The organism is Natronospirillum sp., from assembly GCF_022565775.1.
Taxonomy (GTDB): Bacteria; Pseudomonadota; Gammaproteobacteria; order Pseudomonadales; family Natronospirillaceae; genus Natronospirillum.
Genome location: NZ_JAIUMC010000023.1, coordinates 20,092 through 34,425, shown reverse-complemented (window position 1 = coordinate 34,425; position 14,334 = coordinate 20,092). Strand labels below are relative to the sequence as shown.

The 14,334-nt window shown below is 58.3% G+C and carries 8 protein-coding genes; 3 read left to right on the top strand and 5 right to left on the bottom strand.

Annotated elements, in window-relative coordinates; genetic code table 11:
* Together LAT62_RS06805 and LAT62_RS06800 are read left to right on the top strand one after the other, a co-directional pair.
* Positions 1-1,275 (top strand): hypothetical protein (locus LAT62_RS06805; RefSeq protein ID WP_293380949.1); only part of this gene is annotated, 1,275 nt, incomplete at its 5' end.
* A gap of 37 nt (positions 1,276-1,312) precedes the next feature.
* Positions 1,313-6,259 carry a hypothetical protein gene (locus LAT62_RS06800; protein WP_293380946.1) on the top strand — a complete coding sequence of 1,649 codons (4,947 nt, stop codon included), beginning with the start codon at positions 1,313-1,315 and terminating at the stop codon, positions 6,257-6,259.
* On the opposite strand, the gene LAT62_RS06795 is transcribed toward LAT62_RS06800, so the two are convergent.
* Entirely contained in the window at positions 6,252-7,175 is a 924-nt protein-coding gene (locus LAT62_RS06795) for a sigma-70 family RNA polymerase sigma factor (protein ID WP_293380944.1), read from the bottom strand. The two genes, LAT62_RS06800 and LAT62_RS06795, sit on opposite strands and share 8 nt — an antisense overlap.
* Before the next feature lie 127 nt (positions 7,176-7,302).
* Here LAT62_RS06795 and LAT62_RS06790 point away from each other — a divergent pair, with 127 nt between their 5' ends.
* The gene (locus LAT62_RS06790; protein WP_293380941.1) at positions 7,303-8,157 is read left to right on the top strand and encodes a MerR family transcriptional regulator; all 855 of its coding nucleotides are present in this window, start codon (positions 7,303-7,305) and stop codon (positions 8,155-8,157) included.
* 19 nt (positions 8,158-8,176) lie between these two features.
* Here the strand turns inward: LAT62_RS06790 and LAT62_RS06785 are convergent, their stop codons facing one another.
* The 4 genes from LAT62_RS06785 to LAT62_RS06770 form a co-directional block, all read right to left on the bottom strand.
* The gene (locus tag LAT62_RS06785; RefSeq protein WP_293380938.1) at positions 8,177-11,050 is read right to left on the bottom strand and encodes a valine--tRNA ligase; all 2,874 of its coding nucleotides are present in this window, start codon (positions 11,048-11,050) and stop codon (positions 8,177-8,179) included.
* Between the two features lie 209 nt (positions 11,051-11,259).
* Complete coding sequence (locus tag LAT62_RS06780; RefSeq protein ID WP_293380935.1) at positions 11,260-11,673, bottom strand: DNA polymerase III subunit chi; 414 nt, start codon at positions 11,671-11,673, stop codon at positions 11,260-11,262.
* 9 nt (positions 11,674-11,682) lie between these two features.
* Positions 11,683-12,579 (bottom strand): bile acid:sodium symporter, encoded by an 897-nt coding sequence (locus tag LAT62_RS06775; protein ID WP_293380932.1) that lies wholly within the window; start codon positions 12,577-12,579, stop codon positions 11,683-11,685.
* Positions 12,580-12,603: 24 nt separating this feature from the next.
* On the bottom strand, positions 12,604-14,334 hold the full coding sequence (locus tag LAT62_RS06770; RefSeq protein WP_293380929.1) for an AMP-binding protein: 1,731 nt from the start codon (positions 14,332-14,334) through the stop codon (positions 12,604-12,606).

Here is a 14,334-nt window from a genome sequence, read left to right as displayed (position 1 = left end):
GACCGGGCCAGAGATATGGTGGTGCAGCAGGGTGCTGCTCCGGATGGTCGCAGTCTGGTGCTGAACCAGATTCCCGGCCCTCTGAGCCTCACTATTTCCGATTACAGTTCAACGGTCTGGGCACTGACCGATCAGCCGGGTGATCCTGATGCCGGCTTCTCGGGTGATGGCCAGTTGAATGTGCAATTTGGGGGCAGCTCTGAGGCCGATCCTGCTGGCTTGGCGCTGTTCGTCGACGCAAACTTCATCCCTGATCTATTGATCGGGGCAACGAGTGTTTTCGACGACAATTGGGCGGTCGCGCTACATGAGCCACTGACGGGTGCGCTGCTGGACTCGGAGAACGAAGTTCTGACCGAGGCTTTGCTCGGTCCGGGAGATACTGGTACTGCCCATGCCGCGACGGGCGCCGCGCAGTGGGGCTTTGTCATGGGATGGCGTACAGTGGGTGGCAATGATGAGGGACTGGTAGCCGCCTATTCGGGAGGCTCGAATGCGGTGCCAAACGGGACTATCTTGGGTGGTACGTTCCCGGGTATCCCCGGCGGACTGGGTCTGCAGAGCCGAGCCCTGGATGGCACAGTGTTGTTGGAACAGTCCGGCTTTGACTTTGTCGCCAACCTGATTACGCTGGTGCACTATTTCCAGTGGGACGGGGATGAGCAGGTCAGTCATCAGACCCATCTGGTGCGGATTTCGGAAGAGAGCACCGCTGAGAACACCGCAGTCCTGTCCGATCTGGATGGTGAACGGCCGCTGGCCGTGTCGCAGTTCAGAATCACCAACGAAGAAGGCAGTGGTCCTGAAGACTCACTGATTCTGGTGGCGACCCTCACACCGGACAACACGATTCGGGTATCCGCTTATGAAGTGGACACTGCGTCCGGGATCGAGATCCTGGCTGACGCCGTCTGGGATATCGCTGTTGATGGTTTGCAAACCAACGACCTGAATGACATTGCGCTGTCTGAAACGCTTTTCACTGATCCGCTGACTCGGCATATCTATGTGGGTGGGTCGACTGCGTCGGGGCAACCCCTTCTGGTGGCCCTGGACCCCAGTGACGGCCTCGAGCATCAGCGCTGGAGCGGTCGCGACCTCGGGCTGAAGGCCTATGGTCACGTGGTGTCCGCCCAACCGGTGACCCCCATATATGAACAACCGGATTTTTTCATTGAGCCAGTGACGCATCTGCAAGTGCTGATTGATGCCTACGTGGATGGCCGGTGGCAGAGTCTGGTCAAGCGAATTCCCTTTGTTGCATTGGTGGACTAGTCGCCAAGGCCAACGGCGAAACCGCGGGAGTAAAGAGATGAGTCGAGTTGCATCCTTACTGCTGATATCAGGTCTGGCGCTGCTGGTGGCCTGTCAGGAGGTCAGCCAAAATGCTTCGGAGTCGGCCAAGACGGAAACGACATGGAACCCGGTGCCGGTTCAGGCTCGTTTTGATGAATTGAACCCGGATGCTGCTACCGGTGAATTTCTTCACCCGGAGCCTGATTCTGAGGTGTCCGGAAACCTGCGTTTTCATATTCGTGCAGCCGCCGATGAAGCGATTGAGCAGGTCTATATCGGGTTCGGTGAGCCGGAAACCGGTCAGGCCTTTCAGTTGTGTGATGAGACCTGTTCGGACAATGGTGAACTCGAAGGCTGGGTATCAGGCTTGAATCCTGCCCGCTTCGGGCTGGACCCGGGTGAGCTGGACGTTCTGCTGCTTGTTCAGACCAGTGCCGGAACAGCACTGGTCGATGACATGACCCTGCAATGGCAGGTGCCGGCAATTTCCCTGGATAACGTTACTCTGGACACCGATGGTGTAGCAGAGGTCACCTGGGTAACCGAAGGCGACTACTCCCATTTCAACATTCATGCGGCGGGTGTCCAGACACAGTCCGTCAATAATGCCCGTGCAGCGGACATCCAGTGGCTATCACTCGGCAATGCGGGCTCATCAGGGTCAATCACCCTCGATGCAGAGGACATTGATGACTGGGTAACCTTCTGGGTCGAAGGGGTTGGTTCTGACGGGGTGTCCGGGGTCAGCGACCTGATTGCCGTGGAGGCCGCGCTTCTGGTGTCCGAAATCAGCACCCTGTCGCGAGACTATCAATGGTTCACTGACCTGACCGAGGCGGTAACGGTCGATGCCGTAAATGGGTTGCTTGTTGGCGCTGTCGACAGCAGTGGGGCCGATTTGTCGATAGATATTGAATCAACCCTGTTGCTCAGTGGCAGTGGTGGCCTGGAAGTCGAGGCCGACGGCAGCTTCATTTACGTGCCGGAGCCAGGCGACACCCTGGTGGAGTTTCAGTTTGAAGTGACTAACGGGGCCCAGTCGGTAGCTGAAACGGCCAGTCTGGCGTTGATCGATATTTCGCTGGATACCGCCGCTATCTGTACAGGTTTGCCGACCACCCTGACCGCAGGTCAGACGGTGAACTGGGAGCTGGACCCTTACGACAGTATGGGCTCTGGTGCAGAGTTTTCTTTGTCTGGCTCACCCGGTGGCGGGCTCGGGCTGTCAGTGAGCGGCACCACGGCGACCTTCAATTCACCGACATCCGGGCTCTACAGTGACATCACGCTGCAGGCCACCAATGCGCTCGGCAGTGAGGATTCACTCGGGCCCTTTACCATTGAGGTTTTACCCGGCACTTCCGGTGATGCGCTGGCGCCCTGGGAAGGCATTTTTCAACCGCAGCGCATGATTCCGGCAGAAAACGGTGCGCTGCTCGCTGCCGGCAATTTGCAGCGTACCGGGCAGCCGGACCAATTGCTGGTGGCCCGCATTCTCGCCAACGGGCAGCTTGATTCCGCCTTTGGCACCGGTGGGTATGTGACCAAGGATCTGCCGGTGACCACGCTGGAACCCCCGGTCATTGCCGATGTGGTCGCCGCAGATGCCTCCAGAACGGCTGTGGTGCGGGACATGGTGCTGGACCGGGACGCGCTTTATGTCTGGGGTGCGGTTGAACGTGACGATGGCGACACCGATTGGCTGAGTCCACTTATGGTCAAGCTGGATCGGAGCACGGGCGATCCGGTCACTGCGTTTGCGGATGACGGCCTCTGGACAGCGGAATTCGACGATGAGGTGGCCCCGGTCAACCATGAAGCGGGCGCTTTCATGGTTGAGAGCTCGGAGCAGGCACTGCTGGCCGTGAACGAGCTGACAGCGGATCGCCGGCCAGCCGACATGATGCTGTACCGCATCGAGACTGTATCCGGCCCCGATTTGGCCGAAGATGAACTGGCTGGCAACCCGTCGTCTGTGGCGCTGGGCAACCGCAACACAGTGTTGCGTCCGCAGAAAATCATCCTTGGGCCAGAACCGGATTCTTTCATGCTGCTGTCTCAGGCCCTGTCTCCTTTTGTAACCACTGGCGAGCTGCATGTGACCTGGCATGACAACGAAGGAGAGGTTCTGGCCGGATACGGCGTGGAGGCTGGCGGCAATAATCTGGGTTATCAGTTGCTCTTCCCGACACCGACCAGCCGTGACCCCACGGTCACCGAAGCTGTGCTTACGGATGACGGGCGCCTGTTCATGACTGGACAGTTGGTGACTGCAGACGGGTTCGATCGGCGGATTTACCTTATTGAAATGCATATTGACTATGCGCAGGAGAGTGAAAACGATCTGCTGCTCCAACTGACACTGGGTGATTTGTCTGCAGGTAATCTGACAGCACTTGGAATGCAGCCGGGAGCTGACCGAGGGGTAGAGCTGGCGTATTTGAACGAAAATGATGCGCGGCTTTATGTTGAGCGTTTCCCGGCCTCCAATGAGCGCGATGAAGCCGCTCAGCGCAGCGCTGATTTGCCGGGGGCGGTCATTCCGATGCCAGTGGCGGCGGTGGCCCCCAATGGCGACTTCCGCTATTTGCACAGCCACCCGAGCGCGCCGCAGGCGCTGCAACTGAGCGAACCAACGGCGCGCTCTGTGGCCGAGTATCAGCCTTTCGACGAGAACTGCGGCATTGTATCGCGCTTTAACGCTGGTGAGGTGGCGATGGCACCACGGCTGAGGGACTTTGCAATGTCTGGAGGTGACTTGCTGGTCTCGTTGCGCAGCGTGTCCGGTTGGCGCGTCGACCGACTTGCAGATGGCTTGAATCCTGTCGGACTGACACGCGGCGACTCCTTTGTGCGTGAGTTCCCCGAAGAAGGTGGGGGAGTGATTGCAGAAGCGCTTGCGACAGATTCGACTGGACGTCTGCTGGTCATGGGAGGAGCTCCGGGCGGCAGTACCAATCTGATCATTCGCCGATACGAGGCATCAGGTGAACAGGATATGGATTTCGGCGTTGAAGGCGGTGAGGTGGTCGTAACGGGGGCGTCACCCTCGCTGGTGCTGGACAGCCAGGACCGTGCCCATTATGCGTTTACCGAATCCGGTCAGCTGTCTGTCTTCAGACTCACCGAAGATGGCCAGCCTGACGAGTCTGGCAGCTACATGATGGACAAATCTTACATGCGATTGCTGATGGACAGTCAGGACCGTCTCTACGCTCTGCTCCAGGGTGATGCGATCGAAGTGGTACGCTTCAACCCTGACCTCACCCTGGACACCAGCTTCGGCGACGGCGGCAGTTGGTTGACTCCGGAAAATATCAGCCTGACCGGTGCCATGATTGACAGCAATGACCGTGTCGTCCTGTATACCGGGTTTGGCGCAGGGGTTGAGCCGGTCAATATCTTTGTTCTGGATCAGTCAGGTGCCCCTGATCCGACCTTCGCAAGCAATGGTGTACTGGAACTGGAGTCGGCAGCGCCTGCATTGTTTGAAGACCAGGGACACCGCTATCCCATTGTCGAATTCAACGAGCATTTTTATTTCGCGGTGAATGAAGTGGATGCTGGATTTGCCGTCAGGCGCGTGTCATTGCAGGGTGATCCGGACACCGGTTGGGGCAACCTCGGTAGTGCGCCGGTCGCAGAGCCCATCCGTTCGGACGCACAGGACATCAGTGGGATGGTGGTTGCCGGAGACCGGGTAGGGGTCATGTGGGAAGGAGTCTATGCCTCCGGTCTCACCTGGTTGAATGACATCGGATATCCGGAAACAACGCGCTGGTTCGGGCCGCTGGAGGGAGATCGCGCCACTGCCCTTGAAACCACTGCCAATGGGCGCCTGTTGCTGCTGAACACGCTGGAAAACCAAGATTTGGGCAGTGACCCTGGTACCCTCTGGGGTATCCGTGCCGACGGGAGCAATATTGAGGGCTTTGGCCAGCAAGACCCCGCTCTGGGTGAACTGGGTACGCTTGAGACTGATCCCGCTTTTAGCCCGATTGGTACTGTCACCAGTGCCTATGGGTTCTTCAGCCTGCCCGGGACAGATGTTGCGGAAGGTCCCGAATGGCGACACGACTTCTATGGCCTGCGCGATGTGCTGGACGGTGACACTGCCGTTGATTCGTTGTTCGATTTGGTGGGTTCATTGTTCGAGCTGTTTCCTGAAGAGTCGTTTGTTACCGCATTGTCTGAGAGACCAGGCAACCAGGGGGTCATCGGAGGTTACTCCTATCAAGAGGGAGCCATGAGTGCTGACAATCATCTCGCACTGGTGGATCGGTTTGGTCAGGCCGGTGCTGGATTGACTCTGGATCCGACCAACGATTATCCAAACGGACAACCTTTCGAGACTCGAGACGTGGGTACAGACGCCCGGGGCCGGGTCTACCTGCTGTTGCAGCAACTGTTTCCTGAAGACCTCGTGGCTGTCGGTCGTTTCGTTGAGGACGCCGCCGGAGAACTGGAGCTGGACACGTCGTTTAGCAGCCCGGACGGCTGGAATTTTGGGGACGGTACAGGTGTTCCGCATGTCATGGCCGTCAGCGCAGAAGGTGAGGTTTCAGTTGCCCGCACCGACTCGGATGGCGATGCAGGGGTTATCCGTTTCACGTCACTGGGAGATTTGGACAATGACTGGGGTGATGGTGGCGTGGCGTCACTGTCGGGGCCCGATTTCGATAGTATTGCCGCGCTGCACAAGGACAAGTCCGGCGCCTTGTTCCTGGGTGGACAAATTGATGGCAGACCCACTGTCGTGCGCGTCAATCAGGCCGGCAGTGAAACTCATCGCTGGGGCGGTGAACTGCTCGGAAGAACGCGGATCGGGTCAGTAGCCGATTTTGCCGAAGATCCGCGTGGCCACTTGCATGTTCTGGTCGATGCTTACCATCAGGGCGTTTGGCAATCCCGTGTTGTTCGATTGCCTGTCACCCTGGTGCCCGAGTCAGGGCAGATCAACTGAATGAACTGGAGTCCTCCGACGAATCGTCCTTGCGTCGCACTCGCTGCAGAGCTTCATGCTCCAGTTGCCGGGCTCTCTCTCGGCTGATGCCCAACTGGTCGGCTATTTCCCGATAGCCGACGGCATCCTTCTGTTCGATCCCGTAGCGCAGCGCAAGTACCTGTAACAGGCGGTCGGGAAGGTCCTGCGTCAGCTGGTTGACCAGACGGCGTGCATCCAGTTGCTGCTGGGGCAGATGGCTGTCTTCGTCCTGCAGGTGCAGCGTGACGTCCGGGTCGTCCAGTGACAGCGTCTCGCGAAACGCGCCTATGCCATCGCCCAGCGATGCGTAAGTGGGTGCCGAGTCTTCACCTTCATGACTCTGTTCCAGCGCTTTGCGTTCCTGCCAGGCTCGGTTGAGCGCACTGAGCGGCGTGCGCACGGTATGCGACTTCTGCTTCAGGGCCAGGGTGATGGATTGCTCGATCCAGAAGTGGGCATAGGTCGAGAAGCGATAATTCTTGCGCGGATCAAAGAGATCCACGGCTCGCATCAGACCTACATTGCCTTCCATGATCAGATCACTGTAATCCAGGCCGCGCGGTGACTTGCGATGCGCGATGCGGATCACCATGCGCTGATTGTGCAGCAGCAGCTTTTCGCGCAACTTCAGTACTCTGGTGCGTCGACGTGCGAGCCCGGGGTGACCCTCGGCATCGTCTTCAGTATCGGCCAGCCAGGCGGCATAGCTGTCTTGGGCGGTCAGCCACAAGGGCACCTCGCCGTTTCTGAACTGTCGCAGTGTCTCGCGACATTGGCGCAGATAGATCGACCATGGTTGCCCCGACCAGCTTTGCAGGCGCACTGCCGCGTTGGCCAGTTGCCAGAGCATACGCCGTTGTTGCTCGGCAGGCAGTGCCGGATGCCGAGCAGCCATTTCAGAGTACCAGACAGCATTTTCATCATACATCGCTAAGTACCAAACCAAATGGGTATATACCTACGTATGTTCTAAACGTGACATGAGATCACTTGATGCCCATAAATCGTACGGATAACGAGACATGAATGAGACAGCCTTATTATTCAGCATGGCCGAAACCAGTCGTCGTACGGGAGTCAGTACTGCCACTCTGCGCAAGTGGGCGGCCAGGTATGACATTGACGCCAGCCATCGTTCCCCCGGCGGACACCGCCTTTACAGTGAATCTGATCTGGAACGCCTGCAGCGTATCGGTGAACTGAAAGCCCGCGGCTGGAATCTGGCCGACCTTGCGGCGCTCAGCACAGATGATTTACGGCGCATGAGCCCGTTGGATTCCTCAGAAGACATTCCAGCCCGAATTTGTTTCTGCGGCACCAGAATTGTGGGTGAGTTTGCCCCCTGGTTTGCAGAGCGTGCACGCACCCTGGAGGAAGTAGAGGTCAGCCTGGCAACAGGCGTCCTGGTTTGGGAGGTCGGCTCCCTGAGTGATCAGCATGTGGCACGGATTCAGCGCCTCACGCAATCAGGCGTTCCCGTACTACTGGTTTATCATTATGCGCTCGGAAGGCGCTTGCAGCAACTGGAAGCCATGGGTGTGCAAACCCAATCTGGACCCCTTGACTGGGCAACCCTGATGCACTGGCTGCTGCAACAGACTCCAAAGGCCCGTTATTCCGACCAGGATCTGGAAGCCCTGATCCGGGCGACGCCGGAGTTGCCCTGTGAATGTCCGCGCCACCTTGCAGAGCTGTTGGTGAGGCTGCGCGGGTTTGCGGCCTACTGCCAGCAATGCAGCCTCGACTCGCCGGAACAGGCCGATCTGCATCAACGCCTCTTTCACTGGACGCAGGCTGCCCAGCGTCCGCTCGAAAGCGGGCTGCAGGCGGTGATCGAGCATGACAACCTCGACTGGCCACAGAAGGACAGCGCCTGACCTTCAGTGAGCGGGCAGCTCACAGGTTGGCGATACGGTCGCGCTGCTCAGTCAATTGGGACAGGGAGCGCGACAGCTGAGCTGCCTTGGCCTTTTCCTTGTCGACGACGTCGGCAGGCGCATTGGCGGTAAATTTCTCGTTGCCGAGTTTGCCTTCGATGCGCTTGAGTTCTTTCTCGGCTTTGTCGATTTCCTTGCTCAGTCGACTCAGCTCTGCCTCCACATCAATCAGCCCGGCCATGGGGACCAGAATGCGCAGATCGCCAACCAGTTGTGTGGCCGATACCGGCGCGTCGTCGTCGGGTTCCAGCCAGGTGATGCTGTCTAGCTTGGCCAGCCGGGTCAGGAAGGCTCGGTTGGCATCCAGGCGTTCACGATCAGCGCTGCTGCCTTTCTGGAACAGCACCGGCAGAGCCTTTGCCGGCGGGATATTCATCTCGCCCCGGATGTTGCGAATACCGACTATTACCCCTTTTACCCACTCGATATCGGCCTCGGCGGTCGTATCCCGCTTGCTGTCATCAGGCTCCGGATAGGCCTGCAACATGATGGTATCGCCCTCGGCGCCGGCCAGGTCGCGGATGGACTGCCAGATCTCTTCGGTGATGAACGGCATGATGGGGTGCGCCAGGCGCAAGATGGCTTCCAGTACACGGATCAGTGTACGACGGGTGCCGCGCAATTGAGCCTCGCTGGCCGTCTCGTCCCAGAATACCGGCTTGCTCAATTCAAGGTACCAGTCGCAGTATTCATGCCACACAAAGTCATACAGCGCCTGGCTGGCCATGTCGAAGCGGTACTGATTGAAATGCTGGTTGATCTCGGTTTCCACCGCTTGCAGGCGTGAGCGAATCCAGCGATCGGCGAGCGACAGGCTGATGTCCGCATGGGCATCCAACTGGCCACAGTCGAGCGCTTCTCCGTCCTCAGTCCGCGTATTCATCTGCACATAGCGCGCGGCGTTCCACAGCTTGTTGCAGAAGTTGCGGTAGCCTTCGAGTCGCTTGACGTCGAATTTCACGTCGCGTCCGGTCGAAGCCAGAGAGGTCAGGGTGAAACGCAGCGCATCGGTGCCGCTGGGTTCGAAGCCAGCGGGGAACGATTTGCGCGTTGCCTTCTCGATTTTCGCCGCCAGCTTGGGCTGCATCAGGCCGTCGGTGCGTTTGGCGACCAGGTCGTCAGCACTGATGCCATCGATCAGGTCGATCGGGTCGATGACATTGCCCTTGGACTTGGACATCTTCTGGCCGTTTTCATCGCGAATCAAACCCGTGACATAGACCTGGTGGAAAGGCACCTGAGGCGTTCCATCGTCATTCTTGATGAAATGCAGCGTCAGCATGATCATGCGCGCCACCCAGAAGAAGATGATATCGAAGCCGGTGACCAGCACGCTGGTCGGATGGAACGTCTTCAGTTCCGGTGTCTTATCCGGCCAACCGAGGGTAGAGAAGGTCCACAGGCCCGAGCTGAACCAGGTATCCAGTACATCTTCATCGCGCGTCAGCACGAGATCGTCGGCAAGGCTGTGCTTCTCGCGCACCTCTGCCTCGCTGCGGCCTACATAGACATTGCCCTCGGCATCATACCAGGCCGGAATCTGGTGGCCCCACCAGAGCTGGCGGGAGATGCACCAGTCCTGAATGTCGCGCATCCAGGCAAAGTAGGTGTTTTCCCATTGTTTGGGTACAAACTGGATATCACCGTCCTCGACTGCCTTGATTGCGGGCTGAGCCAGGGTTTTGGCATCGACATACCACTGATCGGTCAGCCAGGGCTCCACCACCACACCGGAACGGTCACCGTAGGGTGCCATCATGGTGTGGTCGGCCACCTTGTCGAGCAGACCCAGATTGTCGAAGGCAGCGACGATGGCCTTCCGTGCGGCATAGCGGTCCAGGCTCGCATACTCGGCAGGCAGGGTCGGGTCGGTATCGTCGCGCGGTGTGCCGTCATAATTGAAGACCTCGGCCACGGGCAGTATGTGGGCATTCTCGTCCAGCACATTGACCAGGGCGACGCCATGACGCTTGCCGACCTGATAGTCGTTGAAGTCGTGGGCCGGGGTGATCTTGACGCAGCCTGAGCCGAACTCGGCATCGACATAGTCATCAGCAATAATGGGAATGCGTCGATTGACCAGAGGCAGATCGACAAATCTCCCGATCAGGCTGGCATAGCGTTCATCCTCAGGATGCACGGCTACGGCCGTATCGCCGAGCATGGTTTCGGGGCGGGTAGTGGCAACGATCAGATAATTTTTGCCGTCGGCCGTTTTGGCGCCATCGGCCAGCGGATAGCGGAAGTGCCACAGGTGGCCTTGCTCTTCACGGTTTTCCACTTCCAGATCAGAGATGGCGGTATGCAGTTTCGGGTCCCAGTTGACCAGCCGCTTGCCGCGATAGATCAGGCCTTCGTCATACAGTCGGACAAACACTTCTTTCACGGCATTGGACAGACCGTCATCCATGGTGAAGCGTTCGCGCGACCAGTCGACCGAATCGCCGAGGTGGCGCATCTGCCGGGTGATGGTGCCACCGGATTCGGCCTTCCATTCCCAGACCTTGTCGATGAAGGCTTCGCGGCCCAGGTCGTGGCGGTTCTTGCCCTCGGCAGCCAGTTTGCGCTCAACCACCATCTGGGTGGCGATGCCGGCATGGTCACTGCCGGGTTGCCACAGGGTGTTGTCACCCTTCATCCGGTGATAGCGGGTCAGGGCATCCATGATGGTGTGCTGAAAGGCATGGCCCATGTGCAGACTGCCGGTGACATTGGGCGGCGGAATCATGATGCTGTAGGGCTGGCCCTCGCCACTGGGCTGAAACCAGTTGTTTTTCTCCCAGCGCTGGTAGTGCTTCTGCTCAATGTCTTTCGGCGAATAGGTCTTGTCCATGGATAAACGGCCTGACGTCGCTAAGTGGTTGAAATGAAAGGGTGAAGTATAACGGTTTGCAGAGTGCAACGCATCCACCAGCCAAGTGGACATTTCGTGGTTGAGCTGAAGAGTTTGCAATCATCTACATCCGAGCGCTTGCTGAGGATTCTGGCGTTGAGGCGGCAATGCCCATGGTCTCAACATGCCGAAACACTAGACAGCACCAGCTACACGCGGTGGTTTTTCAATGGGTAGCCCCGTTCCTGATAGAAGCGGTAGTGATCGCGCTTGGCGGACTTGAGTTCGGCGTCTTCGAAGACCACCTCAATCAATCGGTCAAAGCGGGAGAATGCCCCGGACTGACCGCGAGAAAGACTGATCATGATGTCATGGTGACCGGCACAGTCGTCGTCGCTGGTCAGATTGACCCTGGCTTCGCCCTCGGCCAGCGGCTGGTGTGGAATGAAGGCTTCGGGGCGGAATGACCACAGGCGATCATTGAGCGCCGGCAGCCATTCCTCGTCGCAGTACAGCAGCACCGCATGGCCGGCTTTCCAGGCTTTTTCAGTGAGGCGGCAGACATAGTCAGCCGCCTCATTGAAGTGTTCACACGGCAGAATGTGAAAGTCGATACGGGTCATTTCAGCCTGTCAGTTGGGTTCGATCTTGGCCTGGTCACGTGCTGTCTCTTCGCGTCGGGTAAGCCTGCGATAGAACAGCGTCACCACGGTTGAGTTGAGCACGATGAACAGCGAGTAAAGCACCGGCATCAGCAGTACCAGTTGCTGCAGCTCGCCCGAGAACGCAATAGTGACAATCAACGCCGCCAGCGGACCATTCTGAATGCCGGTCTCCAATGATACCGTGCGCGCCTTCTGTGGTGCCAGGCGCAATACTCTGGCAAACACGTAGCCGAAGGCAAAGCCTATCAGGCCGACAAGAATCACCGCAAAAAATACCTGCCAGGGTGTATCCAGCAGCAACTGCCAGTTGCGTGGCGCCCAGGTAACCACCAGGAAGACGATGACAAAGACACCGATCAGGCTGCCGATCAGTTCGATCACGGCACCGATATTGGCATTCTTGCGCCGCAGCCACATGCCCAGCAGCGTGGGGATCAGCAGCACAAACAGCAGGGCGATGACTTCACCGGGCGGAATGCGCAGGCTGTCATCGACGCCTGATGTGTAGAACTCCATCAGCAGTGGCACCATGATGATGGCCGCCAGTGTCGAGCAGACAGTCATGATGATACTCAGGCTGAGCAAACTCTTTGAAAAGTAGGCAAAGATGTTGGAGGTGGTGCCACCGGGCATACAGCCGATCAGCACCAGACCGACTGTTTGCGGCCCTGTAAGCCCGAGCAGCCGGGCCAGCAGAAAAGCAATCAACGGCATCAACAGATATTGCGATGCGAAGCCTACGGCAACCGCCTGCGGACTGCGCAGCGACAGCCTGAAATCCTTGAAGGTCAGTGACGACCCCATACCCAGCATGATGACGATCATCATGACCGCAAGCAGGGTTTCTTCCAATGGACTCAACATAGTCAGATTCTCCAGTCAGCGCATTCAGGCCTTGGTTTGAGAAGGGTCGCGCAGTTCTTTGCGCAGTACTTTACCCACCGGGGTTTTGGGCAGGTCGTCTCTGAACTCGACCTTCTTGGGCACCTTGTACGCCGCCAGCTCCTTCCGGCAATGGGCAATCACATCCTGCGCCGACAGACCTTCTTCACGGAGTACGACAAAGGCTTTTACCGCCTCACCTGTTTGTTCATCGGGGATGCCGATGACCGCAGATTCCTGTACCTGCGGCAAGCGGGCGATACAGTCTTCGACTTCATTCGGATACACGTTGAAGCCGCTGACCAGGACCATATCCTTTTTGCGATCGACAATCCGGAAATGGCCATCGGCTTCCATGACCGCGACATCACCGGTATAGAACCAGCCGTCCTTGATCGACTTGTCGGTTTCTTCCGGCCGGTTCCAGTAGCCCGTCATGACCTGCGGGCCCTTGACCACCAGTTCACCTGGCTCACCCAGCGGTACCGTCTGACCCTCGTCATCGACCAGTCTCACCTGTGTATTGGGTGCGGGCACCCCGATGCTGTCGGGTCGTTCCGTGCCAATCAGGTTGAAACAGACCACCGGCGAAGTTTCGGTCAGGCCATAGCCTTCAGAAATAGGCTTTCCGACAACTGACATCCAGCGCTCGGCAACCGCCTTGTGCAGCGCAGTACCCCCGGCCAGAGCCACCTTCATGTTGGGTGGCGGGTAGACGGTAAACCATTCTTCATTGAGCAGGGCGTTGTACAGGGTGTTGACTCCGGAAATCCAGCTTATGGGATAGTTGTCGAAGGCGCGCTGACAGTTCTTGATCGGCCGCGGGCTAGGCACCAGCACGTTGTGGGCGCCGCTGTAGTAGAAGGCCAGCAGGTTAACTGTGAAAGCAAAGATGTGGTACATCGGCAAGGCCGTGAGAATGCACTCTTCTCCACTGGCGATGTGGCGGCCGGTCAGCGTGTCGACCTGCTCGAGGTTCGACAGCAGATTGCCGTGAGTAAGCACAGCGCCCTTGCTCACCCCTGTGGTGCCGCCGGTATATTGCAGCACCGCCATATCGTCGCGCTTGAGAGACTGCCAGTAGTCCTCGACCTTGATGTTCTGACTGTCACGCAGTTTTCTGCCTTCATTGATTACACTTTCGATATCAAGGGCGTCCATCGAGTGTTTGGGCAGTACCCGGTTCCAGTATTTCATGACCAGATGCAGCACGCTTTTGACGACCGGCGGGAACCATTGCGCCATATGGGTGAGGACCACAGTGCGAACCGGCGTATTGGGAACCACATCCTGCGCCTTGTCGGCAAACAGGTTGGCAATAATCAGGACTTCTGCCCCGCTGTCATTGAACTGGTGTTCCATCTCGCGGCGGGTGTACAGCGGGTTCACATTGACCAGCACGCATCCGGCCTTCAGCACGCCAAAGGCGACTACCGGCAGGGTGAGGCAGTTGGGCATCTGCACGGCGACTCGGGTACCCGGTTCCAGCTTGAGACCGGCGCGCAGCCAGACGGCAAACGCATCCGACTTGTCTTCCACCTGGCGATAGGTCAGGCGCCCGGCCATGCCGTTGGGCATACAGGTGGTGAAGGCCACCTTGTCGGCCCATTGTTCCCCAGCCTGGCTGAGTAGTTCGGGCAGGCTGGCAGCGTTTACCAGGCGGGCTTCCGGCTCGCGATGGGCCTCGGCATAATGCGCGGACCAGGGAGCCGCATCATAGACTTGATCATGCGACAT